The organism is Paenibacillus sp. FSL P2-0089 (assembly GCF_038595095.1).
Classification (GTDB): domain Bacteria; phylum Bacillota; class Bacilli; order Paenibacillales; family Paenibacillaceae; genus Paenibacillus_AQ; species Paenibacillus_AQ silagei.
In genome coordinates this window covers 2,511,017-2,537,403 of record NZ_CP152006.1, presented here as the reverse complement: position 1 = coordinate 2,537,403, position 26,387 = coordinate 2,511,017, and the positions used below count along the sequence as shown (strand labels likewise).

Annotated in this window: 20 protein-coding genes; 3 read left to right on the top strand and 17 right to left on the bottom strand. The window is 51.9% G+C overall.

The window, feature by feature from the left end:
* Positions 1 to 85: 85 nt before the first annotated feature.
* A complete protein-coding gene (locus tag NST69_RS10255; RefSeq protein ID WP_342549168.1) occupies positions 86 to 979 on the top strand; it encodes an AraC family transcriptional regulator in 894 nt (297 codons plus the stop codon).
* 108 nt (positions 980 to 1,087) lie between these two features.
* Here NST69_RS10255 and NST69_RS10250 read toward each other — a convergent pair whose 3' ends face one another.
* Positions 1,088 to 2,515: a family 43 glycosylhydrolase gene (locus NST69_RS10250; RefSeq protein ID WP_342549167.1), complete on the bottom strand. Its 1,428-nt coding sequence runs from the start codon at positions 2,513 to 2,515 to the stop codon at positions 1,088 to 1,090.
* A 71-nt stretch (positions 2,516 to 2,586) separates the two neighbouring features.
* Positions 2,587 to 4,404, bottom strand: coding sequence for a family 43 glycosylhydrolase (locus tag NST69_RS10245; protein WP_342549166.1), 1,818 nt, complete (start codon positions 4,402 to 4,404; stop codon positions 2,587 to 2,589).
* Between the two features lie 225 nt (positions 4,405 to 4,629).
* Between NST69_RS10245 and NST69_RS10240 the strand changes: the two genes are divergently transcribed.
* Positions 4,630 to 5,772, top strand: coding sequence for a glycosyl hydrolase family 8 (locus NST69_RS10240; RefSeq protein ID WP_340979156.1), 1,143 nt, complete (start codon positions 4,630 to 4,632; stop codon positions 5,770 to 5,772).
* A 194-nt stretch (positions 5,773 to 5,966) separates the two neighbouring features.
* Here the strand turns inward: NST69_RS10240 and NST69_RS10235 are convergent, their stop codons facing one another.
* The 6 genes from NST69_RS10235 to NST69_RS10210 form a co-directional block, all read right to left on the bottom strand.
* Positions 5,967 to 6,242, bottom strand: coding sequence for a hypothetical protein (locus NST69_RS10235; RefSeq protein ID WP_036724969.1), 276 nt, complete (start codon positions 6,240 to 6,242; stop codon positions 5,967 to 5,969).
* Positions 6,243 to 6,524: 282 nt separating this feature from the next.
* Positions 6,525 to 8,159, bottom strand: coding sequence for a response regulator (locus tag NST69_RS10230; protein WP_342549163.1), 1,635 nt, complete (start codon positions 8,157 to 8,159; stop codon positions 6,525 to 6,527).
* The gene (locus NST69_RS10225; RefSeq protein ID WP_342549161.1) at positions 8,131 to 9,894 is read right to left on the bottom strand and encodes a histidine kinase; all 1,764 of its coding nucleotides are present in this window, start codon (positions 9,892 to 9,894) and stop codon (positions 8,131 to 8,133) included. The genes NST69_RS10230 and NST69_RS10225 overlap by 29 nt, the downstream gene beginning before the upstream one ends.
* Positions 9,895 to 9,978: 84 nt before the next feature.
* Entirely contained in the window at positions 9,979 to 10,857 is an 879-nt protein-coding gene (locus NST69_RS10220) for a carbohydrate ABC transporter permease (RefSeq protein WP_076074807.1), read from the bottom strand.
* Positions 10,858 to 10,913: 56 nt separating this feature from the next.
* Positions 10,914 to 11,813: an ABC transporter permease subunit gene (locus NST69_RS10215; RefSeq protein ID WP_340941791.1), complete on the bottom strand. Its 900-nt coding sequence runs from the start codon at positions 11,811 to 11,813 to the stop codon at positions 10,914 to 10,916.
* A gap of 72 nt (positions 11,814 to 11,885) precedes the next feature.
* Complete coding sequence (locus NST69_RS10210; protein ID WP_342549159.1) at positions 11,886 to 13,613, bottom strand: extracellular solute-binding protein; 1,728 nt, start codon at positions 13,611 to 13,613, stop codon at positions 11,886 to 11,888.
* A 170-nt stretch (positions 13,614 to 13,783) separates the two neighbouring features.
* Between NST69_RS10210 and NST69_RS10205 the strand changes: the two genes are divergently transcribed.
* The gene (locus NST69_RS10205; protein WP_076073573.1) at positions 13,784 to 14,563 is read left to right on the top strand and encodes an AraC family transcriptional regulator; all 780 of its coding nucleotides are present in this window, start codon (positions 13,784 to 13,786) and stop codon (positions 14,561 to 14,563) included.
* Between the two features lie 70 nt (positions 14,564 to 14,633).
* Here the strand turns inward: NST69_RS10205 and NST69_RS10200 are convergent, their stop codons facing one another.
* The 9 genes from NST69_RS10200 to NST69_RS10160 form a co-directional block, all read right to left on the bottom strand.
* Positions 14,634 to 16,217, bottom strand: a complete 1,584-nt coding sequence (locus NST69_RS10200) for a response regulator (protein WP_076073571.1) — start codon at positions 16,215 to 16,217, stop codon at positions 14,634 to 14,636.
* Complete coding sequence (locus NST69_RS10195) at positions 16,218 to 17,969, bottom strand: histidine kinase (protein WP_342549158.1); 1,752 nt, start codon at positions 17,967 to 17,969, stop codon at positions 16,218 to 16,220.
* A 27-nt stretch (positions 17,970 to 17,996) separates the two neighbouring features.
* Entirely contained in the window at positions 17,997 to 19,784 is a 1,788-nt protein-coding gene (locus NST69_RS10190; RefSeq protein WP_342549157.1) for a permease, read from the bottom strand.
* A gap of 15 nt (positions 19,785 to 19,799) precedes the next feature.
* Positions 19,800 to 20,687 carry a carbohydrate ABC transporter permease gene (locus tag NST69_RS10185; protein WP_076073565.1) on the bottom strand — a complete coding sequence of 296 codons (888 nt, stop codon included), beginning with the start codon at positions 20,685 to 20,687 and terminating at the stop codon, positions 19,800 to 19,802.
* A 27-nt stretch (positions 20,688 to 20,714) separates the two neighbouring features.
* Positions 20,715 to 21,644, bottom strand: a complete 930-nt coding sequence (locus NST69_RS10180) for an ABC transporter permease subunit (RefSeq protein ID WP_036724983.1) — start codon at positions 21,642 to 21,644, stop codon at positions 20,715 to 20,717.
* Positions 21,645 to 21,738: 94 nt separating this feature from the next.
* Positions 21,739 to 23,250 carry an ABC transporter substrate-binding protein gene (locus NST69_RS10175; RefSeq protein WP_342549155.1) on the bottom strand — a complete coding sequence of 504 codons (1,512 nt, stop codon included), beginning with the start codon at positions 23,248 to 23,250 and terminating at the stop codon, positions 21,739 to 21,741.
* 186 nt (positions 23,251 to 23,436) lie between these two features.
* Complete coding sequence (locus NST69_RS10170) at positions 23,437 to 23,925, bottom strand: LURP-one-related family protein (RefSeq protein ID WP_342549154.1); 489 nt, start codon at positions 23,923 to 23,925, stop codon at positions 23,437 to 23,439.
* A 50-nt stretch (positions 23,926 to 23,975) separates the two neighbouring features.
* Positions 23,976 to 24,686 carry a 2Fe-2S iron-sulfur cluster-binding protein gene (locus NST69_RS10165; protein WP_342549153.1) on the bottom strand — a complete coding sequence of 237 codons (711 nt, stop codon included), beginning with the start codon at positions 24,684 to 24,686 and terminating at the stop codon, positions 23,976 to 23,978.
* 16 nt (positions 24,687 to 24,702) lie between these two features.
* On the bottom strand, positions 24,703 to 26,358 hold the full coding sequence (locus NST69_RS10160; RefSeq protein WP_342549152.1) for an FAD-dependent oxidoreductase: 1,656 nt from the start codon (positions 26,356 to 26,358) through the stop codon (positions 24,703 to 24,705).
* Positions 26,359 to 26,387 lie beyond the last annotated feature (29 nt).

Sequence of the window (26,387 nt, the reverse complement as noted above, 5' to 3'; positions counted from 1 at the left end):
TATAATGATATTATTATTGATAGCGGTTCATCTAACATATATTTGCGCGATATCATCATAATATAGCGATTCAGAGGAGGGCATCATGTACGAACACCGTTACCGGGAGAACAAGCTGCACGGCCAGCCGGAATTCCCGCTGCATATCTACCGGGTGGAGCATCAGGCCCGCGTGCATTCCATTCTTCCGGTGCACTGGCATAACGAAATGGAGATGATCTATCTGGCAGAGGGCAACGCTACCTTCCATATTGAGAGCCGCGAGTTCTCCATTCAGGCTGGAGATGCCCTGATCGTTCATCCCGGTGAGCTTCATTCGGGCATGGACACCGCAATGGGCGGCACCTGTTATTATTCCATCGTGTTCAAAGGCTCCTGGCTGTCTTCGCCGCAGCCCGACCGGGTCCAGGAGCTGTTCCTGGACCCCGTGCTGCAAGGGAAGGTCCGGCTTCCCGCTCTGTTATCTACTGCAGATGCCGCCCACTCCCCCTTGCTTCAGCTGATCAGGGAGCTGTTAAGCCGCTATGAGCGTAAGCCCGGGGCATACGAAATGAGCCTGAAGGCGCTCTTACTGCTGTTCATCGCAGACAGCTATCAATACGGGCTGACCACGCTGAACCCGGCCGCGGAGACCCGGCACGGCCGGGAATATAACCGGCAGATCCGGGAGGTGCTGAGCTATATGGAGGCGCATTCCCGCGACAGGCTGGAGCTGGATCAGCTTGCCGCCGTGGTAGCGCTGAGCCGCTCGCATTTCTGCAAGTTTTTCAAAGCTCAGACAGGGATGCGCCCGATGGAGTATCTGAATTATATCCGCATCAGCCAGGCGGCCAGTCTGCTCCGCAGCGGATCATACAATGTGCTGGAGGCTGCACTGGAGTCAGGCTACCAGCATGTCAGCTATTTCTCCAAATGGTTCAAGCATTATATGAACATGACCCCCTCAGAATACAAGGCCCGGTATTCTTCCGGCGTGTAGCAGCAGGTTGAGAGCGTACGCTCTACGATGTGAACGACAAAACAGCAGCACCGGGAACACGCTCCCTGGTCCTGCTGTCTGTGTCATGCCTGGTCTGATGCCTCCGGTCTATTCCAGTGTAAATGAAGCAAACTGAGCGCCGCCGCCTCCGGTGTATGTGAAATACAAGGCCTGCACGCCGTCCGGAATCTCCACTTCCGCAGCATATTCTTTCCAGACATTAGTGAAGCCTACCGGAATAGAAGCAAGCGCAGGCCCGTCCCAAGCCGTCTTCACCTGGAACTCCCCATGGCAATATCCCCGCACCTTGATGGAGACCCGGCTAACTCCCTTGCAGTCAAAATACTTGAACCCGGCGGTCGCCGACTCCGTCATGTTGGCAATATAGCCAACCTCTTCGTCGCCGTCTCTGCCGTCCTGGGTAATCTTCGGGAACCTGCTGTCCATCCACGCACCCACCTTGCCAAACCCTCCGGTATACATCTCCTGATCCTTCGTGAACAAATGACAGGCTAGATAAGCCGGATATTCTCCGCGTCCCTCCAGCGGGCCGCCGTTCGGGCCGGAGGTTGTGATCTCCACCTGCGGGATGGTGCCGTCTTCACGGAACGTAATCGGCTCGATGCAGCCCTGGCGCGAGAACGCGGTCCCGTTGGTATGCCGGTGATAGAAGATATACCACGCTCCATTAACCTCCACGATGCTGCCGTGGTTATTGCCGCCGTAATACATCGTCCGGTCCGCAGGCTTATACGTATCGATATGCAGATCACAGTTGCTCACAATGACTCCCTGATACACGAAATCCCGGGTAGGATGACTGCTGGTGGCATAACACAGCTCATGCATCGAGATGGAGGAATAGATCAGGTAATAGATATCTCCTCTTTTGCGGATGGAAGGGGCCTCGAAGAACTCATAGCCCTCGAAGCCGGTTCCCTGGCTGTAAGGCTGGCTCGGTGCAACGAACACAGGCTCTTCAATAATCGTAAGCATATCGGGACCCAGTACGGTAGCCATCGCGCCGTGTCTGGACTTGTCGCCGTATCCGCAGAAGCCGGTATACAGGTAAGTGGTGTCTCCTTCGGTTAATACCCCCGGGTCAAACTGCGGCTCATCGCCTTCCCGTTCGCCCAGACGCGTGCCGTCCCCGTAGGTTACATGGCCGTAGAATTCATATTTGCCGCCCGGCTTATCGCAGACCGCTACCGATACGACAGAAACCTTGTCCAGTACATAGTAGAGATAGTAGCGCCCGTCCGGTCCCTGCGTCACATCCGGTGCATAGAGACACATGCTGCCTTCCGGGTTGAGCGGGTCATCTGTCGTCTTGTAGATCACCCCTTCATACTGCCAATCGCCCAGATTGTCCTCCGGCGCTGACCAACAGACATAGTCGTTCAGACAGAAGGCGTGTCCGTTGAACCGGTCATGCGAGCCATAGACATATACTCTTCCTTCAAAAACATAAGGCTCCGCATCCGGCACGTACTCCCAGGAAGGCAGATAGGGGTTGAATCCTTGTTGTTGTGTCATTCTAACATCCTCCATTTGTTATATAGATTGTCGTTGTTAATTTTTCATTCTGGGATGGCCGTGACTCCAGACTAAGCAAGCACTGTCACCTGTATCGTGCAGTCGGCGTAATCCGGATGTACATCTCTCTCTCCGGCCACATCGAGCAAGGGTACGCCGTTACTATTGTAATGGACTCTGTGGATCGCCGAGCATCTCGTTCCATGCTTCACCAGCTGCTCTTCCCCGTGGTAGAGCACTAGCATAGTACCGTCTGTATCCTGGAAAAAGGAATTATGCCCCGGACCGTACACCCCGTCCAGCGAATAATAAGAAAGTGCCGGTGTGCCCGCCTTATTCCAGGCACCGGCATCCAGAACATCGCCGCCCCGTGGAATGCTTAACCAGCCCACCGCATAGGTATATCCCGTTGCCGCCCCGCCGGAATAGGCAATATACACGGTATCTTCCGTCAGGAGCGGATACGGGCCTTCGTTATTAATCGTGCCCTGAACATTCTCCCAGCCCAGCAGAGGACGCGACAGCAGCACCGGTTCACTGGTTAATACCGCCGGGTTCGCTTCATCTACAGTGGCGATGTATAGCATGGAGCCGGTATCCAGCGGCGTTCCGATCCCTTTGCGGTAAGACCAGACTACACAGGAGGTGCCGTCTGCCTTGAAATAAGTCATATCCAGCGTAATGCCGTCTGCGGCCAATGGAGTACCGTCCATCCGCTTCACCCGGACCGGCGTACTCCAATCCCCGGCCTTCATAATATCGCCGCCGGGGTTCAGCTTCATCAGATGGCATTGCGGTCCCCATACCTTGCCGCCAACAGCGAACAGGATGTACAGCTCCCCGCCGATGACATGGAATTCCGGTGCCCAGAAGGTCTGGATGAAGTTCAGCTCCTCATTCAGATCCAGTATAACGGCTTCCTGGAAGCCCGGAGCGAATAAGTCCTGCAAGGTATCTGCCACGCGGACATAGATGCCGATATTATTGACATTGTCATTGGTAGCCAGGAAGTAATACCTGCCGTTCCAAGGGAGAATCACCGGGTCAGCATAGCCGCTTGCTAACGGGAACGGCAAGTCATAAGTGACCACTTTGCCATGTATGGTATGTGTTCCCGGCAAGGTGAAATCAATCCCTGCGGTATCCCAGGCCACCCGCTTATCGGCAGTGGAGCCGTCAGAATATAGCGCTGTGGCTCTGACCTTTGTCAATTCGCCGGCGGAGTGGACACTGACCTGCTCCTCCACGCGAATACCGGTGTTATGCACCGGGGTCCAGGCCGCCTGAACCTTGCGGCCGGCGGGACCGTAAACTGTCAGCACATTCCCCGGACGGGTTCCGGGCAGCGGCTGAGCGGGCCGCTCTACTGTGTAAGCTTCCGCAGGCTCCGGCGGCGAGATCCCTTCCGGCTTCCGCAGGTCGGCCAGCCGGTTCACATAATAGCTGCCGTCATTGTCCTGCCAGCGGATCTCATATCCGCCAGTGCTGTCCAGTGCGCAGACTGCTTCTTTTACATAGCGTTCATTATCGAGCCGGACAAGCCGCTGGGCATCGAAGGTCACCAGATCCGGCGAGGTCCACAGCAGAATCTGCCCCCTGCTCTCCCCGTCATCCTCCCCCGAGGCGTCAATCCTTACCGCAATCATCCCGAAAGCACCATCCTGTGTGCGGAACAGATAGGGGTTTTTGAGTCCTTTTTCATGAATCACATTCTTCTCATCCACGGTGGCCACGGCAAATAATAGGCCATAGTTCCGGTTCAGCGGCTGAAATTCGTTAGGGTCATCTGCACAGGCCATATGAACACTGTTGGCGAGAGACCCGGTGTAATCCTGGTTCGGTATGCGCGTGTAGACTGTAAGCTTCATTAGCTCTGCCACCTCATTCATAGCTCTATCACCCTTACCTTGTTATTCATCTTGCAGCATGTCCCTATCAGTATAGAGAAGCTTTTGGCGTGAAGTCCATGACATATAGACACCTAAGCTTGATCTATCCTTAGATTATGGGCCGGAGCCGGAATCCTCTATAAAATATCTGGAAAACGCTTTAATCTCTATACTGCCGCTTATGATATACTTGGGCAAAATAAAATTCACCTGGAGGATGTTATGATGAATACTACAGAGGGCTCTTTTTACACAGGGGAGTACAGAAATCTGTTCCTTGAGAACGGACTGCGTCCGGAGGCGATTCAGCAGCGGCTGGAAGATACCTGGAACGAAATGTTCTACGGCGCCCCTGATGTCCGGCTCTATCATACTATGGATGAGGATAAGGGTTATATTGTAGATACAGGCAATACCGATGTGCGCACAGAGGGCATGTCCTACGGGATGATGATGGCGGTTCAGCTGGATAAAAAGGAGGAGTTCGACCGGCTCTGGAATTTCGCCAAGGTATTCATGCAGCATACGGAGGGCCGATATAAGGATTATTTCGCCTGGCAATGCAAGCTGGATGGTACACGGTTGTCTCCCGGCCCCGCGCCGGATGGAGAAGAGTTCTTCGCGATGGCACTATTCTTCGCTTCCCGCCGCTGGGGTGACGGGGCCGCGCCATTCAATTATTCCGAGCAGGCCAGAATCATTCTCCGCGCTTGTGTGCACAAGGGAGAAGACGGGGAAGGCCATCCGATGTGGGACCCGGAGACCCGGCTGATCAAGTTCATCCCGGAGACTCCGTTCAGCGATCCCTCCTATCATTTGCCGCATTTCTATGATTTGTTTGCGCTGCAAGCGGATGAAGCAGACCGGGCGTTCTGGAAGGATGCCGCTGCTCGGAGTCGGGATTACCTGCATCTGGCCTGCCACCCGGTTACCGGGCTGTCGCCGGAATACGCCAACTATGACGGAACTCCGGCGGAACCTCAACCGCATGGCGACTTCCGCCACTTCTTCAGTGATGCTTACCGGGTCGCCGCCAACATTGGGCTGGATTATGAATGGTTCCGCTGCGATCCTTGGCAGATAGAGCAGTCTAACCGCATTCAGGCTTTCTTCCGCGATATCGATCCGGCTGATTACCGGCGGTATACCATTGACGGTCAGCCGTTCGACGAGCCTTCGCTGCATCCGGTCGGCCTGCTATCCACTCTCGCCATGGCCTCGCTTGCCGCCGATGGCCCGGATGCCGGGCATTTCGTCAAGCTATTCTGGGACACCCCGCTGCGCACTGGAGAACGGCGGTATTACGACAACTGTCTATACTTCTTCACCATGCTGGCGCTGAGCGGGAATTATCGGATTTACTTATAAAAGAAACTAACTAAAGCTGGCCTCACTGTCCTCCATTGGCCTATTTCTGGCGGGGCAGATGGACTATGTAGAGTGAAATCAGGGGCACTTGTGCTCCTGATTTGTTCGTTTAGCCAACTTCTGCTCCTCGTTCACTCATTTAGCCAACTTCAACCAATATCAGGGGCACTTCTGCTCCTCATTCACTCATTTAGCTAACTTCTGCCGATATCAGGGGCACTTGCGGTGCTCCTCGTTACTCTAATACCATCACTGTCGCCTGCATCAATGGGATTTATCCCTTTCATTTCTCCATCTAGCCCACTTTCGGCTGCATTAATGGGATTTTTCCCTTTCATTCGCCCATCCAGCCAACTTTTGGCTGCATTAATGGGATTTTTCCCTTTCATTCGCCCATCCAGCCAACTTTTGGCTGCATTAATGGGATTTATCCCTTTCTTTTTGCCCATCCAGCCAACTTTTGGCTGCATTAATGGGATTTATCCCTTTCATTCGCCCATCCAGCCGACTTTTGGCTGCATTAATGGGATTTTCCCCTCTCATTTACTCTCCTCAACGAACAATCGCTCCCCCGGACGATGGAGGCAACGCCATCCATCCGAAGGAGCGACTATATCTTCCTCTAATATTTCTCATCCAATGTATCTCATTCTTACGTCTCTCATCCTGTCGCTCTCACCCAATGGACCTTCCCCGTTATCTCTACCCTGTTCCACCCTCGCTCGTGGCCGCCAGCCACGAGCGCAGGACATTTAGCCGCTAACCACATCCGCACGGTATTCCTGCGGCGTGGTTCCGGTCCACTTTTTGAAGACCCGCGTGAAGGATTGCGGGGTGACGTAGCCGATCAGCGAGCCGACCTCGGCGACCTTCAGCTCCCCTCTGCGCAGCAGCTCCTTGGCCTGGCGGACGCGCAACTCCTCGATATACTCGGACAGATTGATTCCCCGTTCCTGCTTGAACAGGCGGGACAGATAGGAAGGATTGAAGTGGATCACATCGGCCAGACGGACCAGCGACAGGTCCTGGTCGAGATTATCTTCTATATATATGCATATCCGGTCGATAACACCCGCCGCCCGCTTCTGCTCGCCGCTCCTGCGGACAGAGAACAGATTCCCGGCAGTATCCTCCAGATAGCGGAAGGCTTCTCCCCATGTACGGTGGACCTCAAGCTGCATCAGCCCGCTTGCCCCGATCTCCTGGTCCGCTTCCCATCTGTTCGTATACGACATGAGCATCAGAGCAATGGTGTAATACAGCTCAGTCAAATAAGGGTTGCCCCGCGTGCATTCCTGCCCCGCAGGTTCAGCCATCTCCCCGAACAGCCGGAGGAATTCCTCCTTACGGCCCGCCTCCAGATGTGCAGCCAGCGTCTCCACCTTGCCCTGCATGAACCGGTCACGCACGGTATCCGGCGCCGCCGCTTCATTCAGCTGCACCTTCTGCACCATCCGCTCTCCGTCTCCTGCCCGGTAATGCTGAACCTGCCTCGCTTTATCGTACACTACCTGAAGCCTGGACCAGGCCGACTCCTCCGCACTGAGAGTGATGGCCATCCCGACCTCCAGCGATTCCCTGCACGACTGCTGAATCAGCTCGAAGGTGCCTTCCAGAAATTTAATCATCTGCTCCAGATCCTCCGGCTGCGAAGCCTCTTCCGTACCGCCCGGCTGAATCAGCCAGATCAGGTCACCGTACCGGTCGATGACTCCAAGGCTGACCGTCCGCTCCTTCAGCAGCTTCTCCGACAGGAACTTGACCGCAAGCGCTGTCTCCCGGCGGTTCATATACGTGCGCGAGGATTCAGGATCACTGATGCTGCCCAGTGCGATCAGCACCGGCCGCGAAGCATCCAGCGGAATGTTCAGACGGACGAAGTCCCCGGCCATATCCTGATCCGCCTTGACGCTGTGAATGAGATGGCGGAAATAATCGCCCTGTGCCAAGGTCTCCAGCGTGTTCAGCTGCTCCTTGGATTCACGGATCAGATCATTCACCTGCATGGTGTCGTTCAATTCCTGTAGCGCACGCATCACCGCTTCAATCAGCTTCGGATAACCTTCATTCTTGAGCACATACTGGACGCCCGGAGCCTGAATCGCCTGGTAGACATAATTGAAGTCGCTGTGTCCGGTCAGGAAGACGATTTTGCATTGCGGCCAGCTCCGGCGGATATGCTCCATCAGCTCCAGCCCGTCCATCTCGGGCATGCAGATATCAGACAGGACAATATCCACCCGGGTCCGGTGCAGCAGATTTAGCGCTTCACGGCCCGAGTAGGCCTTGTAGATGTCCAGCTCAAGCTCCATTTTGCCGAAAATTACCGCCAGTCCATCTGTGATAATCTCTTCATCATCAACGATAAGCATCCTGTAAATCAGCATTCTCACCTCCAGCTCTAAGCAGGATGGTTACCCTTAGTCCGCCCAGCTCACTCCGGTCCGCCAGCAAGCCGCTCTCTTCCCCGAAGGTTATGCGGATGCGCCGGTGAATGTTCACAAGGCCGGTAGTCTCCGCCTGCTCCTGATAGACATTAAGGGAGTCTTTCAATTGCTCAAGCGTGTCATCGCTCAGCCGGTCCCCGTTATCCTCAACGATAATGCGGATATCCGGGCCTTCCTGCGCGAAGCGGACAATGATCAGGCCCTCCATGGATTTCTTTTCCAGACTGTGCTTGAACGCGTTCTCAATAATCGGCTGCACAATCAGCCGCGGAACGGACACCTTCTTCAGCTCCTCCGACAAGGCATCGAACCGGACCCCAATTCTGCGGGAGAAGCGCATGGCCTGAATCTCTGTATACATCCTTGCATGGTGAATCTCCTGCTCCAATGACACCAGATCGGAAGCGTTCCGGGTGACAAACTGGAAGTATTCCCCCAGCATCGTAGTAAGCTGTTCGATCCGCTCGGTATCGCCGGTCTTCGCCATTGTGTTCAGAATGAAGAAGCTGTTATACAGAAAATGCGGATTAATCTGTGATTGCAGCTGCTTCAGCTCTGCCCGCTGGGCCATAATCTTCTGCTTGTACACCTGGTCGATCAGGGAGTGCAGATTGCTCACCATCTGGTTGAAGCGGCTGTACAGATAACGGAATTCATCCTTCGACTCATGCTGGATATGAATGTCCAGATCGCCCTGCTCCATTCTCCGGAAGCTCTTCACCAGCGTCAGCATCGGCTTATGAATGAACTTGTAGGTCGACAGTGCAAAAGCAATGATGATAGCAAGCGCAGCCACGGCAAACACCCAGGCCCAGGTATAGAATTTGCTCAGCGGATTCTTGATAATATCCTCCGGGATCATCCGGTAGATGGACAAGCCAAGCTCCTGTGAGCCGGTCTGGACGATATAATAAGGCGCACCGGCGATCCTCAGCCTCTCCCCGGAGGCCACCGCGCGGATATCCCGGGCATACTGGGACGGCTCCGCCTGCGCCAGCTCGCCGGTCATGCTGTAGAGCGCGAATCTCGCACTATCGGAGAGCAGCAGCGTTCCACTGCCGGGATACGTATTGAATTGGCCCAGCGCCGCCCGCAGCTCCTGGGTGTCCAGCTCAATCTCGACCGTCAGCAGCGGCTCCGCCCCCTTGTTGCCCCGCTGCTTCATCGCACTAAGGTACAGGCCGCCATCCCACTCAATCACCTGGGAACGGCGGTCCCCGAAGACCGAGCGGATCTCGCGGAAGCGCTTCAGTTCAATCTCACGCACGCCGCCGACTGATGATATGGTCCGGCCTATAGTCATGATATGAACCCTGACGTCCTTGATATACGTGCTGCTGTTCTGCACGATGAACAGCCGCTTCATCAGCGAATTCAGATTCTCCGTGCGGTCAATGGTCGGCAGCGTCTCCCAGGTCAGAGCCAGCTTATTCAGATCCTCATCCTCCAGCAGACTGTATTGCAGCAGCTTCATCCGCTCGATCTCATTCTCCATATCATTTAAGTAGAAGACGGTTTGCGCGCTGGCCGAGCTTCGGATATCGCTGCTGGCCGTTTGCACAATCCACTGATACAGATAAGCGGCGAAGACAAGAATAGGCAGCATAATGAGCAGAAAGGTCACAATCAGCCGCAGAAATATCGTATTGCGCAGTGAGTAATCCTTTTTGAACAACAGTCCCAGGCCCCCAGCAATCATTTTCACCATTATAGCCTGAATCCGGGGAGAGCCGCAGGCTTATGCATAACTTCCGGGAGGTTAACCTTTGACACTGCCGAGTACAATTCCCTTCACGAAATATTTCTGCAGGAACGGATAGGCCAGAATAATCGGCAGGGAGCCGAGGAAGATCTGGGAAGACTTCAGCGTCCGGTCCGAGATCAGCGCCAGATCAAGCATGGCATCACGCGACATATTCGACAGGTTCTGCTGGATTACAATCGTCTGGATATAGCTTTGCAGCGGATAGTTGGCCGGATTCCCCATGAGCAGCAGGCCGTCGAACCAGCTGTTCCAGTGCTCCACCATTGAGAACAAGGCCAGTGTAGCCAGCGCAGGTTTGGAGATCGGCACGAAGATAGACCAGACCGTCCGGAAGTGGCCGGCCCCGTCAATCAGCGCCGCCTCTTCCAGCTCCTTCGGAATCTCCCGGAAGAAGTTAAGCAGCAGCACCACGCTGAACACAGGAACTGCGCCGGGCAGCACCAGCGCCCAGATGGAATCCAACAGGCCATACTCCTTGAGCGTGGTATACCAGGGAATCAGCCCGCCGTTGAACAGCATCGTGACGAAGAAGGCCCAGGCATAGACGCTGCGGAACCGCAGAGCGTGTGATTCCTTGGATAGCGGATAGGCCACGAGGATCGTCAGCAACAAGTTCAGCGGCGTGCCGATGCCGATCCGTGTCAGGGAGACAAGCATCGACTGCCAGAATTCTGTGCGGCTCATCGTATACATATACGAGGCGAATGTGAAATCTACCGGCCAGAGCCTGACATACCCTGCGGAAGCCGCCGCGCTGGAGCTGAAGGACACCGCTATAATATGAATAAGCGGGAGGATACAGAGCAGTGAGACCAGAATCAGAACGGTTGCGTTCAATACCGCAATCCCGTCAAAGCGTTTTTTGGGGCGAATGGGAGTCCATTCCTCCGGTTTAGGCGTTAGCTGTTGCTCCAAGGGTACTCCCTCCTCTAAAAAATCCGGTATTTGGCGAAACGGTAAGCCAGGAAATACGAGCTGGAAATTAAGGTAAGCGATATGATCGATTTAAAGAAGCCGACGGCAGTCGCTACGCCGTATTGTGCGTCGAGCAGACCGATCCGGTAGACGAAGGTATCCAGGATATCCCCGCTCTCATAGACCTGCGGACTGTACAGATTGAAGACCTGATCGAAGCCCGCGTTCAGCAGTTGACCCAGACTGAGTACCGACAGCAGGACGATGACCATGCGTATGCCCGGAATGGTAATATGCCAGGTCTTGTGCCACCGGTTCGCACCGTCAATGGTAGCTGCTTCATATAGTCCGGGATCAATGCCCGTTATGGCCGCCAGATATACAATCGTGCCGTAGCCGAAGTTCTTCCACACATCCGAAGCAATCAGCGTGAAGGGGAACCAGTCATTGTCGCCGAGGAAGAAGATCTTGGAGACGCCGAACCATCCGAGGAATTCATTCACAATCCCGCCCGATGGAGACAGAATATCAATCAAGATGCCGCCAAGCACGACCCAGGATAAGAAATACGGCAGATAAATCGCTGTCTGCACAGACCGTTTGATCACATTACTGGCCAGCTCGTTCAGCAGAATCGCGAACACCAGCGGAATAATCAGGCCCAGAATCAGCTTGAGACTTGAAATAAACAGCGTATTCCACAGCACCTGTGTGAAGCTTGGCAGGTTCATCACATATTCGAAGTTATCAAGGCCCACCCACTTCTGATCCCCGAACAAGCCCTTGGCAGGGATGAATTTCTGAAATGCAATCATGACACCGGCCATGGGGACGTAAGAGAACAGAATGATCATCACCAGTCCCGGCAAAAGCATCAAATGAAGCGGCAGTTCTTTTCGCAGTTTTGTTCTCATCGTTATCCTCCACATCTGCAGGCAAGAATGGAATGGAGGAAGAAAAGGTCGTTTTCTTCCTCCAGGGGCGCCTTATTTCTTAGTCGCTGCGTACCATTCGTTGACCTCTTGCGTAATTTGATCGCCGCCCAGCTTCTGCCAGTCCTTCACGAACTGGTCGAACTTATCGATAGGGTCACCCAGAATGATTTTGACAAACATTTCATTCTGCTGCTTCTCAAGCGTTGTCTTGCGCTCGACCATGGTCGGAGTCGGAGCGCCGACGAATTTCTCCTGCAGGAACTGGTCATTCTTGATATACTGGTCAGCTATGCCCATGGAGCCCTGCTCTCCATAGATCCGCTCCCAGCCCCACAGGGAGAAGCCCTCCGTTGAACCTGAAGCATAGGACTCCAGCTTCTCCTGGATCGTCTTGGCTTCACCCTTCAGTGTAGAGAAGTCACCGGCCTTGCGGGCAGCATCAATCTCACGGAACGCATCTACGTTCTTCGTGACCGGATACGGCGTAACCGGAGACAGCTGCCAGACACTTTCCGCTTCCGGCGGTGCATAGTACTTATCGAATTCAGCCGTCTCACCCCAGTTCTTCTCCACATGCAGGTTGAACAATTTGATCACCGCTTCCGGGTGGGCGGCGCCCTTCTTGACTGCGAAGAAGCGGGTTGTGCTGAACTTCAGCGGCACCTTCGGCGTGTCGCCCGATTCCGAGACAATCGGGAAGGCCTGCCACTGGGCTTTGGGATCATTGTCACGGTTGAGCTGCAGCGGCCAGATGGAATTCCACTGCTCGCCGTACTCCATCCCAATCTTGCCGGCCGAGATCAGCTCAGAGACCTTGCCGCCGTCCTTCACGCCGAACTCCTGATCCAGCTGCCCCTTCTTGGCCATATCCTGCAACACCTGAAGCGCTTTCTTCACTTCCGGCTGAATGCTGCCGTAGACCAGCTTGCCGGTTCCGTCATCCAGCCAGATGTTCGGATAGGCATTATACCCGGCCATGAAGCCTTCCAGTCCCATCGCCCCGCCCCACAGATCCTTGGTGATGCCAAGGCCGTAGGTATCCTTCTTCCCGTTTCCGTCGGGGTCCTTATCAGCGAACGCTTCAGAGATCGCCAGGACATCCGCCATCGTCTTCGGCGGCTGCATACCGAGCTTCTCCAGCCAGTCTGTCCGAATCCAGATATACATCGAGCGTTCAATGGAGGATTCCAGGCTCGGGATAGCCATCAGCTTGCCCTCGAAGGTCGCGGCATCGAATACACTCGTGCCTTCTCCCGACAGCACCTTCTTGGTGAACGGGGAAGCATACTTTTCATATAAAGCTGTCATATCCTCAAGCTGGTCTGAATCGGCCAACTGCTTGAGCTGGGTGGCGTTGACCGGCGTTACATCCGGCAGATCCCCGGAGGCCAGGGTGACATTGATTTTCTGCAAGTATTGATCCGAGGTCTGGCTGCCCTTCACAATCCAGTTATATTTGATCTTGATGCCGAGCTGATCCTCATACAGCTTGGTCCAGCGGTTGTTATCAATCGTCTCATCCTTCAATACGCCAAGCACGTTATTCTCTACCACATCGCTCAGATCTCTGACGAACGATAGCTCAATCGGAGGATCGTATTTGCCGAGCGGACTCTCATCAACAGCTGCGCTTGGCTTCGGATCATTACCGGCTGCCGCGTCCTTGCCGCCGTTACCGGATTCCAGCTTGCCCGAGCAAGCGGACAACAGCAGTGCAGACAACAGCAGGATGGATGTACTCTTCAGTCGGCCCAGACCATTTCTTGTACCTGTGTTCATAGTCAACCCCCAGTTCATTTAGTGTAGATTTAATTTGGTTACGCTTTCATTATGGGGGAGGCACCTATTTATTGACAACGCTCACATTTTTACTTCACTTATCCGGCATTGACAAAAACATAAAAAAAACCATGCTATAATTAAGCATGGTTGCCGGGAGGAGTATGGAAATGGCCCTTATTCACTATGTCGAGTGCAATACGATACACGGTTCTAATTTCGTTGTAGATGTTCCCGCTGGCGCGCACTGGCTCCTGGTCATTACCAAGACTCCGGCTCTATTCTGGGTGCATGGCGGACTCAAGCAATACCCTGCCCACAGCGTAGTTCTTTACCAGCCGCAGCAGAAAGTATATTATCAGGCCTGCGCCGGCCAATTCATCAATGACTGGATTCGTTTTGAATCCAATGAGCCTTATGTTACCGAATCTCCGCTTCCCTTAGGTATCCCCTTTGCGCTTAGCGACCCTGACTATTGCCAAAAGCTGCTTGAGCTGCTCGCCAGCGAGCATCATATGGGCGGGGACTGTAAAGCCTCTTCCATCGATCTGCTCCTGCGCGCACTGTTCAACAAGCTGTGGGAATCCTATTTCCAGGACAATATTACCCCGCAATATTACAAGCTGCTGAAGCTGCGCACGTCTATTCAGACCAATCCCGGGGAGTACTGGACCGTAGCCAGAATGGCCGGTGTGCTGGAGATCAGTTCAGGCTATCTTCAGAATATCTACAAAAAAACCTTCGGACTCTCCTGTATGGAGGATGTCATTAACAGCCGCATCCGCATGGCCAAGGAATACCTCATCCACAGCACAGAGAGCATCGCTGATATCGCAGCACGGTGCGGCTATCCGAATGTGGAGCATTTCTGCCGGCAATTCAAGCAAGTGACCGGGTATACACCGCGAAATTACCAGCGACAGGCCAAGGCCGGGGCTTCGCCGCCGTAACTCCAGAGCCTATCGGGGCTTCCAGCCGTTGCCCCCGGTTTGATAACCAGTAAGGGCAACGTTCAGAATTTCAGTTCTGCCGGTCCTCCATGGGAGTTACGCCGAAGAATGATTTATAGGCTTGCGTGAAATGCGAAAAATTGGCATAGCCTACTTTGGCCGCAACCATGCTGATGGGCAGGGCTGTGTTCCGTAGCAGCGTTCGCGCCGTGTTCATTTTCTCGGTGATGATGAAGCTCTTCAGGGAGACATTCATTACACTCTTAAACAGCCGCGAGACGTAATTGGGTGTCAGATGGACCGCATCGGCAATATCCGTCCTCCGGATATCAATCTCTATGTTGCTGCGGATATACTGGATGATCGTATCTACCAGCCGCTGCGCATCCTGCTTGGATACGGCCACACTCTGGAAATATTCCATCACATATTGAATCAGCTTCTCCATGTCCGCTACACTGGAATAGGAATGAAGCGACTTGTCCAGCCATTCGCTGCCCTCAAAGATATCATTGACGGAGATGTCCATATACCCTGTCATATGAGAGAGCAACTGCATGAAGTTCTGGTAGAACCGCTTCAGGCGTTCCGCATTCAGTCCTCCTTCCTCTGACCTTTGTCTTAAGAAGGACAACACCTGCTTCAGAATCTGGTCAGGCGATCCCTTGCCGAGGAACTGGTTCCACAGGTGCATATCCTCAGCATGGCTTGCATTCTGCGGGAGCATCTGATCCTGATTCCATATGAATACGTCATCCAGGAACGTAACATTGTCTTCCTTCATTTTGTGGAGCTCAGCGAACCGCTTGCCCAGCATATCGATAGACAGGGAGGAGCCGGAATAACAAGCAATCCTGCATTTGAAATACTTTTGCATGAACTCTCTCAAGCTGTCCAGCTGCTGCTTAAGAATCCAGGTACTGACCAGTTCGTTCTCGCGGGAGAAAATGATACATAAGAAGCATTGCCCCTCCACGGGAATCAGCAGAATCTGCTGCCTGTAAGCGTCAAAGTGCTCCGTAATAATATTCGACAAGGCATAGGATAAGGTAGGGGTATCCCATACACTATAGGAATCACGGTCGCTGATCATATCGATTAACGTCAAGTACACCTTACTGCTCTCGTTAATCGGAATATTGAAGCTTCTCATATCTGCCAGGAAATGCTCCACATGGGTAGAATTCTCTGTGAACCATTCTTTCAGCAGAACCTGCAGAATACGCTCACTGTTATTGAACAGCAGCTTCCCGTAGGAGGAGTATTTCTCGGTCTCGCGTTTGCCCTTAATTTTGCGGACCGCCTGGATGATGGACTGCTCAATATCCTCATATTTGGCCGGCTGAAGAATGTAGTCATGCCCGCCCAGCTGAACCGCTTCCTTCGCATACTCGAAATCCGCATGAGAGGTCAGGAACAGGCAGATGAGCTCATATTGCTTCTCCTGCACCCATCTTAGGAGGTCAAGACCGCTTTCCCCGGGCATCTCAATATCGCTGAGCAGAATATCGACAATCTGGCTTTTAAGAATCTCCTTCGCTTCCAGGGCATTGAATGCCTTCAGCACCTGTTCCACCCCGATGGATTTCCAGTTAATCCCTGAATAGATACCCTCCACAATATTGATCTGATCATCCACAATCAGCACAATCATCTAGACCACCCCATTGTTCGTCTCAGGCTCCGCCTGGGATTCGGGCTCGGAATACGGAATGAATATATCCACACATGCGCCGTTGGAGTTGGAGAAAGACAGAATCGCCTTGCCCTTATATTGAATATAAAAGCGGCGCTTCACATTGCTGATTCCCACATGCTGCGAGTCTTCCCCGGTCTGCTCCGAATTCAGGCGGTTCAGCTCCTCCTCCGGGAAGCCCTTCCCGTTGTCCAGAATGGTGATGTTGACATAGTTCATTGCGTCATTCTTCAGCAGCCTGACCTTCACATGGATAATCAAGGACTTGTTCTGGTACATCCCGAATTTCATGGAATTCTCAACAAACGTCAGGATCGTGATCGGGGGGATGGGGAAATCCCGGAGCTCGTCCACCACATCCGCCGAGAAATAAATCGGTATGGACTGCGTCATCCGTTGCAGCTCCACATACGTCTCTGTATTACGCATTTCATCCGCCAGGGAGACAAAATAGGGAGATTCCTGAAACATATGCCGCAGATACCCTGACAGCAGAAGGATCATCTCCTGGATCTGCTTATAGTCTCCGTTCTGGGCCAGGGCATACAGGTTGTTCAGGCAATTCAGATAAAAATGCGGGCGGATCTGGATTCTCAGATACTGCATGGTGGCAAGCTGGGCTTCCAGCATCTGTTCATAGGTCTTGATGTTCAGCGACTTGATCTCCTGGAGCATCTCATTAAAGGTCTCGCTCATCTGCTCAAATTCCAGAATCGGGGACTGATTGCTCATGGTTACGTCAAAATTACCGTCTTTGATACTGTTCATCGTATGGACCATGCCCTTAAACGGAGAGAAAAAGGAACGGTTGAGCAGATAATAACCTAGAGGTACAAGGAGCAGACACAGGATCGAGGAGAACAGCAGCGATAACTGCTTGGAGTCCATATTGGCCCAGATGCTCCGCAGCGCCACCAGATACACCATCTTCACCCCGCTCACCCCGAAGTCGCTCTGAATGAACAGGTACTTCTTCTCTCCTACCTTCGTTGTATCATAAGGCTTGCCGCTGCTATTCGTTGTCAATACGTGCGTTGAAGGATCTAAATCGGGATCGGCCGTCAACAAACGCATGTCCCCGGAAGCAAACAGCAACGCATTGGCATTCGCCGAACCGTCCATATTCAATAATTGGGCTGCCCTGTTCAGGTGGATGATGCATACGAAGTAAGCCTGCTTGTATTCAAATACCCGGACCAGATAGGATTCAGCATTCAGCTCGCGCACAAACCACCCGGCAGGCGTGAAATCCCCTTGCTGCATCATCCCCTGCACTTCTTCTGTCAGCTTTGGGCGGTTCATCGTTTCGGTTTTAAGTTGAAATTCGTTCCACATCAGTCCGTTAGGGGCGGAATATAGAAAAAAACCGGTAACGATATCATACATGGACATGACATTTTTGCTTTTCTCCAGGATCTCATTGGCGGACAGGAAGGCGTCTAATTTCCCCACTTTATAGCCCAGGACCTTGAAATTCGTATCGTTCGCTACCGTTGTTGACATGAAGGCATGGATATTGGACAAATTCTTCTCGAAGGACGAGGAGTAGACACGGAGCTTGCTCTTGTTCTCCTGCAATATATTGGCGTTCACCACCGTATTTGCCGTATACAGATTGTATAAAAGCAGGCAAATCAGAAAGGGAACGATCAGCAGCAGCAGGATCAGCAGGGTCTGTTTTTTGTATGAAATTCGTGCTCTCGCTCTCATAAGCATCCGGCTCTCCTCGGGGGATATCTATACCAACTTGAACACTCTGTACAGGAGCGGCTGCACCTCAACCTCAAATACGGATTCATTCGGTCTCCCGTAAAAGACCGGCAGTACGTCTCCGGTTCTTACATCCACCAAATTGCGTCCATTCCCGGATACGTGCACCTTAACCTTCTCCTCGCCGTCCGCAAAAGACTCCAAAATAAACGTATCATTATCATACAGAAAGACGGAAATCTTCCCTCTGCACTCTAGATAAATCTTCAAATCACCCATCAAATGCTGGCGCATGATCGTCAGTACTTCTGCCGGATACTGATACAGCTCGACATAGTCATCCGGTACGGTCAGAACATAGACGGTTCCGTTGCCGTATTTATTTCTTAACAGCACGGGAGCCCAGTGGTTTTCTTTCTTAAGCGCGACCAGACAATCCCCGGCGTTGCTCATATACTCAATGACCGGCAACAGCACGCTGCTTCCGCTCCAGTAAGAGCCGCTGAAGGCTGAGCCTTCGGAGACAAATTCATTGGAGCAGGCTTTTCTGCCGGTATATCTTGCCGAGGTAAGCTCTTCGATGCCCTTGCCCTGCATCTCCCGCAGGAACCCCGAGGTGATACAGACATCCGATCCGTTCAGCAGGTGATTACTCAGCTTATTCATGATGTCAGGATCTTGGGCACCGCTTGCCGAGATGAAGACGAGGCCGGAGCTGTCCGGGAATTGGGGTGCAGGCTCCAGAGCGAATCCGGCCATGCCCAGATGATCGTACAGGTGATCCTCGCCCCGGGCATGAAACGGCTCATACGCCGATAAGCCCACAGGATTGCCGGCTGCACCCAGCACCTGATCCAGGCGGCCCAGCTCATGACCGAGTGCAGGAATCTGAACGGTGTCGATCAGCCAGCTGTAGCAGAACAAGGTCAACTCTCTCCCCTTGGCGAACAGCGTGAGATAGGCTTGTTCGAGGAAATAGGAAATATGCGGCGTGCTCCCCAGCGAATCGATCCACCCTCCTGCATTATGCCCGGGCTTCAGCTTCTCCAGCCAGCGCATGAGCGAATAGCTGCCATATCGCGGAAGGCTCTGCGCGGAATGGTTGGAATCCCTCGTCTCCGTGCCGGTATAGATCTCATCGAATATCCCGGCCTGTGTCTCGGGGTTATACCCCGTCTCCTGATAGGCTTCATACCAGTCCGGGAATTTGATGATCATGTTCACCTTGGGATTGACCGCTTTGGCGGCGCGCATAACTACATTCTCCGATACATCCGTCATCAATTGCAAGCGGAAATCCGCCCAGCTAAGGTCCCCCTTGGCCTTGATGCAGGACGGACAGGTGCAGTTCGTGAAGAAGAAATCATCAATAATCACCTCATCGAACACGCTCGCCGAGAATCTGACCATGTCCTCCAGCTTAAGCAGCTCTTCCTCATTGGTGTAGCACAGCGTTGTGCATGACCGCTTATAGCCTTCTTCAACCGGCTCGGCCTGGCTTCCAAAAATCGTGCCCCCGCTGCCGAAAACCCCGGTGTCATTCCGGAGCGGCTTACTCAGTGTCGTCTTCATCAGCGTGGTTGTAATCGCGCCGGAGACGGCAATTCCTTTGGCAAGGAAAAACTCCTTCATAACTTCAAGCTGCTCTCTGGACATGTCCATATCGTCCCTGTGGGTCTCCAGATAGACCTTGGAGCAGTTCAAATGCTTCTCAAAAAAATCAAAACCGCGTCTAAGGCTCTCTACAGAATCAAAATTGGAAATACATCTCGTCGTAAAATATAAGGCTACCTTAAAATTTGAATAGTCCGGCATTGAAATTCTTCCCCCTTATCCTTTAACTGCACCGACAACGATCCCTTTGACAAAATACCTCTGGAAAAACGGATAAACCACCAGTACAGGAAGCAGGCCTATTACGGCAATGGCCATTTTGATTGCAGTTGTCGGAAAATTCATCGCCATGTTAACCTGCAGCTTATTGCCGAGTCCGCTCATCATGAAGAGTGTGTCGAGCAGCATTTTGTTGAGCAGCACCTGTAAGCTGTACAAGCTTGTGTCGCTGATAAAATAAAGTCCGTTCAGCCAGTCATTCCAGTACCCGAGTCCGATAAACAGGACCAGTGTTGTAATAATCGGCAGGGACATGGGCAGTACAATTCTCCACAGAATCCGGATCTCCCCGGCTCCGTCAATCTTGGCCGCTTCCGTCACGGCATCCGGAATGTTCGTCGTGAAATAGCTGCGCATCATAATGACGTTGAACGCGTTCATCAGCAAATTGGGAAAGATCAGCGCATACATCGTATTTTTCACATGGAAGACCTGTGTCCACATAATATAGCTCGGAATTAATCCGCCGGAGAACAGCAGGGTGAAGAAAATGAAAAAGGAAAATAGATTCTTCCCCGGAAGATCCCTGCGCGACAGCGGATAAGCGAACATGGTGGTAATGAGCAGACTTAGCGCTGTCCCGGCTACCGTGACGATAATGGAGATCATATACGCCCGGGCCACATCGCTGGAATTAGTGAATATATACTTATATGCGGTGAAATCAAGATGGCTGGTGAAGAATGAATACCCGTCCTGAATCAGGCTGGTCTCATTGGTAATGGACGATACGATCAGCAGCAGGAAGGGAATGATACATAATATGGATATTGCAGCCAGGCATAAGTGTACAAACACCCGGAAGCCCTTGTTGGTTTGAACCATCTGCATTCCCTGCTTTCTATGAAGATTCTAGAATAATGCACTGTCGGGATCTCTTTTCTTGACAATATAATTAGCCAGCAGAATCAGGACAAACCCGACCATTGACTGGTACGCACCGGCAGCTGAGGACATTCCGATATTCTGGGTCTGCATAAGTCCGCGATAGACATAAGTATCAATGGTATTGGTTACATTCATCAGCGCCCCGCTGTTCATGGGCACCTGGTAGAAGAGACCGAAGTCCGAGTAAAAGATCCGTCCAATCGCCATCAGCGTGAGAATGATAATTGTCGGTTTCAGCGTGGGCAGGGTAATATGGCGGATGCTCTTCCACTTGCCTGCACCGTCGATTGCCGCAGATTCATAAAAACCGCTGTCGATCCCGACCAAGGTGGCATAATAGATAATCGTATTGAAGCCGAAATACTTCCAGACATTCACTATTACCAGAATAGTTGGCCAATACTCGGGTCTGGTATACCATGAGACAGCATCTATCCCCAGCGGCTTCAGGAGTGAATTGTTGATAAATCCGGTTTCGGCACTTAAGAAGCCATAGACCAGATAACCCACAATAACAATCGAGATCAGATAAGGCAGCAGAATGGTGGTCTGGTATATATTTTTGGCTACCTTTGACGTCACCTCATTCAGCAGAATCGCTACCCCTACGGACATTAGGGTTCCAATGACAATGAACAACAGATTATAACCGAGCGTATTGCGTGTAATCAGCCAGGCATCCTGGGTCTTAAATAAGAACTCGAAATTCTTAAGCCCGATGAAATCGCTGCCCCAGATCCCCTTCTGGTAATTGAACTGCTTGAAGGCAACAATGATTCCGCTCATGGGAATATAGTTGTTGATGATGATATAAATCGTGCCGGGAAGCAACAGCAGATACAGGGGCAGATACTGTTTAAATTTCCAGCGGCTCATTTTTTTCACGCGACTCATTGGCTTCCTCCCCTCTCCCTGCCCCGGCGGCCGGAACTCGCTCTTGCTGTCCTGACCGCCGGACCGGAGGAGCATTCTTATGGCTAACTAGCTGTTATTTCTTCTGGGCGAGCCAAGCATCAAGCTGGGCCTGCTTCTCCGCGATAATCGTGTCGATGCCGGCGCTCTTCAGCTCCTTCTCGAAACGGGGGAGCACTTCTTCAGGGTTCAAATCTCCGCAATCCAGTGCATTAACAAACTTTGAGAGCACATTATTGACCGCAGCAATCTCCGGCAATACCTTCGTATTGTTCCAGACAAACCCTTTGGCCACGGACTTGATGGCTTCTTCGTTGAACTTCAGTGTATCCTCCCACACGGTAGGGGAATCGGATGCCCACACATGAGAGATCAGCTCATTCGGCCAAGCCCACGGATCAACGTTGTAGGTCTTGTTACCGGCATCCATGCCCTCTGGGTAATCGATAAGCCCTTTGGCCTCATCTTTTACTACATAATTCTTGCCTTCCACGCCATAGATCAGGATATTAGCCAGCTCAGGGTTAGTGTACATTTCATTTAACACCTGTACCGCTCTTTCCGGCTTTTCGCTGTTATGGGGAACGTACCACAGGTTGTTAATATTATTGGTTGTAGAATACGGGGAGACCAGTTCAATAATCGTCATTGGCTTGCCTGTGCTTCTCTCAATCTCGGACTCTACACCGGGCTTGGTGTTGGTGATGGATGAGAAGGCCTTCCCGGCCTTAATCAGACTAACCGCGCTCTCCGAGTTGGTTGAACCGTTCGGAAGCAGCAGTCCTTCCTGCTGCCATTGATAGCGGCGCGCTACAATCTCCTTGTAGGTATCCGAGGTATACCAATTCACCACTGTCGTGCTGTCTTTGGTGGAATCCTCCAGTACGCCGGGATCTCCTCCCAGATCATCCTTGTAGGAAATATAATATCCCATGGTTCCGGCATCCGAGACGAGCGGGTACATATTCGGGAATTTTGCCTTGGCTGCCTTAAGGAGACCCTCATAATCTTCTTCGGTCTTGATCGAAGCAGGATCGGTGCCCAGCGCCTCCAGATACTCTGTCGGGATGGCATAGCCATAACCGGAGGCCAGCTCCTTATTATTGCGGACCGCATAGATCTGCCCGTCCACCGAAGTCGAATCCCAATCGGACTGCGGTATTTGCTCCAGCATATCCTTGCCGTATTCCTTGAGCAGATCATTCAGCGCCACCACCTGGCCGCTGTTGGAGGCGTTCGGAACGGTCAGCCCCAGGCTTGGCATCAGGTCAAATTTCTCTCCGGAGGACAGCATCAGATTTCTTTGCTGGTTGAACGAGCTGAAGCCGTACCGGACCAGCTCAATGGTCGTGTTAAACTTCGCTTCTGTAATTTTGCTTGCTTCTGCGGCAACCGCCTTCACCGCTTCATCATCCGCATCGTCCACCATAATTATTTTGACTACATAAGGCTCCTGGGAGGATTCCGATGCCGCCGGGGCAGCAGGCGTGGCTTCCGGGCTTGCCGCCTCTTTACTGCAGCCGCTCATTAGGGCAGACAGTACAACTACCGAGCTTGCCAGTAACATTGTCTTTTTTTTGATCTTCATGTTTCTTGCCCCCTCTTGGTTATTACTACAAATTTATTGTATCCGCTTTCATTGCGGTAAGATATCAGTTTTGATGCTTATCATTATCAATTTTGTTTCATGATTTTATACCAAATACAAAACAGCGATCCTCCAATAACGGGAGAACCGCTGCTCTATTTGTCTTTTATGTTGTTGGAAGAATAGCTACTGATTAGAAGCCGAGGCTTCATCACTCTTCACACAATCGATCGCCACCACAATCGCGATGATGATCGCCTCCAGCTCCTCATTCAACACCTCAACACTGTAGCTGTCGCCCCAGGTGAACCACTTCTTGCTCACTTCCCCGACAACCGCCCCGCGCTGCAAGACCTGGAAATCCATATCCCACCAGTTCCCGTGCACCTCAATATCCGCCGAATCTATCGAATAGCGCGCCTTGAAGAACGACAGCTCCTTCTTAATGGTGAGCACCTCACGGCCATCCGCTTCCACGAAGAACTTGGGCAGAAAGCTGAACACCTTCTTCGTAATCTGTGCAACTTCCCTTCCGCCTGCATTCATAATCAAGAAGGTCTTTGGAATCCGCATGAAGCTGCCCTCCACGTAATACACATCCTGTTCCCGCTCATCCTTCACCGTGAACTTCTCGCCTATGCTGAATACCTTTTGCTTGATGTAGAGCTGTTTCATGGTGTGTCCTCCGCTATCGTAGTTTGGTAATGTCATTCATCAGTTTCAATTTATCCATGTTTCCCAAACATGTTCCACATTCCCCAGACCGATACTCTATTCATTTTGGAGATCGCCTCCACAATCGGAATGTCCATGGGGCAAACTTCCTGGCAGGCAAGAGATTTGGAACAGCCATCATATACTCTTTGGGTATATTGTTTTTTATAGGCTTTGTCCTCACTTAATAAGGTCAGATTAGTCATCGACATCGCGGAGGACATTCCAGTAAATAATTCACCCAGGCTATAATTGGGGCAGACCTCCAGACAACTGCCGCACATCAGACATTGGGACACTTCATATTGCAGCGTTAAATTGGCGGTTCTAACCTTTGCCGGTTCTTCCAGCCATAGCTTCATGTCCTTCATCACTTCGAACATTTGACTCCGGTCCACTGCCAAATCGCTTATGACCGGGAATTTACTTAGGGGATGAATCGTAATTTCATTGTTCTCTTGTACCAGATCATCGCAAAATAATTGGCAGGACAGTACCGGCTTCTCATTAACCACCATTGCACATGCTCCGCACAGTCCCTGTTCACAGCTGCAGTCCCAGCGTATCGGCCGCTCTCCCCCGTCCCTTTCCAGCATTTCACTATTCATATTATTAATTAGAGTCCCTATGGATACATGTAATTCACCTGAGTACTCAAAATTCTGCCAGTACGCTTCCTTCGTTGCATCTTCCTGCCGCTTGATATTAATCCTGATACTCATAGTACTGCCTCTTTTCTTAATTAAACTCAATGCAGATACTATTATTCAGAAATACTGCATTCGTAGATTTCTTGAATTGTGTATCATTTTTTTCACTATAATCGATTCTCTGATGTGCCCCCCGGCTCTCTTTTCTGGCCAATGCCGACTCGACCATTCCCCTTGCCAATACAATATTGGCTGATAAAGTTTTGTATTCATAAAAATGATGATGATACCATGACTCTGCGCTGTCGTTGTTCATTTCCTCCAGCCTTTTTTTGGCTTCAAGCAGCTGTCTCTCTTTTCTATATATACCCATGGCGCCGTACATAAGCTCTGATAATTCTTGTTTGATCTGAAAATAGCCTTTTATAGAAGTGTTCGCCCTCTTCTCCCAATGCTGCAGCTCCTGATTTGCTGTCTCCAGCTGCTGTTCACCTATTTTTTCTGCGGCAGCAGTATCGATTGGGCCGACCCTTAGAGAGCTTTCGGCTGCAACCCATCCTCCACAAATCGCGCCTAGTAACGAATTTCCGCCCAGTCTGTTTGCCCCATGATATTGAGCGGAGCATTCTCCTGCGGCAAAAAGTCTCGCTAGATTCGTTGTGTGATTCTTATCCGTCTTGATTCCCCCCATAAAGTAATGAATCCCTGGAGCAACCGGAATGGGTTCCTTATACGGGTTGACCTTTAAGAATTTCGAACAGATGCTGACAACTTCGTCTAACTGTACATCAATAATTTCCGGGGACAGATGAGAGACATCCAAATAAACCTCCTGGCTCCCGTTAATGCCCAGCTTCATCTCATTACATACTCTATAGATACTCTGACTCACCACATCACGCGGCATTAATGCCCCATATCCCGGAAACCACTCCTCCATGAAGTACCAGGGCTGCCCCTCTTTGATGACGTACAATCTTCCTCCGACGCCACGTGCAGCCTCCGTAATCAGCATACGTTTGGAAGGGGTATGTACTGTTGTAGGATGATATTGAATCATCTCCAGATTGGAAAATTCGACCCCTTGTTCAAGCAGCATTCCCGCAGCATAGCCATCATTTAATCTGGAGCCGGTAGTTTTTCCGAAAACGCCATTCGGCCCTCCGACGGCCATAATCACAGCATCGGCAACCAGGCTTTGCAGTTCGTTCGTGTTTTCGTGCAACAGAACAGCACCCGCACATTCCTGACCCTCTATTAATAGGGAGTGGAATCTCCAACCCGTCAGCCGCTTGATTTGGCCAGCAGCTTCATATTTCCGGGATTTAGCTATGATAGCTGTGGCAATTTGTTTACCGGTACGCGCACCGGCGTAGGCAGTACGTTTCTTTTTTTGTCCGCCGAAATTCCGTAGATCCACTCTGCCCTTCTCATCCCGGGTGAAATTCACACCGATTTCTTCAAGCCAGCGGATGATCTCCGGAGCCCTCTGTACCAGATTAGCCACGGCTTCAGGGTCATTAAGATCACTGCCTCCCCGCATAGTATCCGCAAAATGCTCATCTACCGAATCATTTTCTTGCTTGGTATTCAAAGCAGCATTAATTCCGCCCATGGCCATTACAGACTGTGCTCTCTCTGAATACGCCGGTGACACCAAGGTAACAGCTGCTCCTTCTTCCACAAGCTTCAGCGCTGCCGTCATTCCGGCCAGGCCACTGCCCATTACAAGTATATTCTTCATCCGAATGCTGACACTCCTCTCTCTCCCTC

Excerpts from the sequence above, each read along its gene's own strand:
- NST69_RS10205 (WP_076073573.1), top strand. The coding sequence starts at position 13,784 with ATGGCCCTTATTCACTATGTCGAGTGCAATACGATACACGGTTCTAAT.
- NST69_RS10200 (WP_076073571.1), bottom strand. The coding sequence starts at position 16,217 with ATGATTGTGCTGATTGTGGATGATCAGATCAATATTGTGGAGGGTATC.
- NST69_RS10160 (WP_342549152.1), bottom strand. The coding sequence starts at position 26,358 with ATGAAGAATATACTTGTAATGGGCAGTGGCCTGGCCGGAATGACGGCA.
- NST69_RS10230 (WP_342549163.1), bottom strand. The coding sequence starts at position 8,159 with ATGCTGATTTACAGGATGCTTATCGTTGATGATGAAGAGATTATCACA.
- NST69_RS10175 (WP_342549155.1), bottom strand. The coding sequence starts at position 23,250 with ATGAAGATCAAAAAAAAGACAATGTTACTGGCAAGCTCGGTAGTTGTA.
- NST69_RS10170 (WP_342549154.1), bottom strand. The coding sequence starts at position 23,925 with ATGAAACAGCTCTACATCAAGCAAAAGGTATTCAGCATAGGCGAGAAG.
- NST69_RS10255 (WP_342549168.1), top strand. The coding sequence starts at position 86 with ATGTACGAACACCGTTACCGGGAGAACAAGCTGCACGGCCAGCCGGAA.
- NST69_RS10235 (WP_036724969.1), bottom strand. The coding sequence starts at position 6,242 with ATGCAGCCAAAAGTTGGCTGGATGGGCAAAAAGAAAGGGATAAATCCC.
- NST69_RS10185 (WP_076073565.1), bottom strand. The coding sequence starts at position 20,687 with ATGGTTCAAACCAACAAGGGCTTCCGGGTGTTTGTACACTTATGCCTG.
- NST69_RS10195 (WP_342549158.1), bottom strand. The coding sequence starts at position 17,969 with ATGAGAGCGAGAGCACGAATTTCATACAAAAAACAGACCCTGCTGATC.
- NST69_RS10245 (WP_342549166.1), bottom strand. The coding sequence starts at position 4,404 with ATGAATGAGGTGGCAGAGCTAATGAAGCTTACAGTCTACACGCGCATA.
- NST69_RS10215 (WP_340941791.1), bottom strand. The coding sequence starts at position 11,813 with ATGAGAACAAAACTGCGAAAAGAACTGCCGCTTCATTTGATGCTTTTG.
- NST69_RS10210 (WP_342549159.1), bottom strand. The coding sequence starts at position 13,613 with ATGAACACAGGTACAAGAAATGGTCTGGGCCGACTGAAGAGTACATCC.
- NST69_RS10165 (WP_342549153.1), bottom strand. The coding sequence starts at position 24,686 with ATGAGTATCAGGATTAATATCAAGCGGCAGGAAGATGCAACGAAGGAA.
- NST69_RS10180 (WP_036724983.1), bottom strand. The coding sequence starts at position 21,644 with ATGAGTCGCGTGAAAAAAATGAGCCGCTGGAAATTTAAACAGTATCTG.
- NST69_RS10240 (WP_340979156.1), top strand. The coding sequence starts at position 4,630 with ATGAATACTACAGAGGGCTCTTTTTACACAGGGGAGTACAGAAATCTG.
- NST69_RS10190 (WP_342549157.1), bottom strand. The coding sequence starts at position 19,784 with ATGCCGGACTATTCAAATTTTAAGGTAGCCTTATATTTTACGACGAGA.
- NST69_RS10250 (WP_342549167.1), bottom strand. The coding sequence starts at position 2,515 with ATGACACAACAACAAGGATTCAACCCCTATCTGCCTTCCTGGGAGTAC.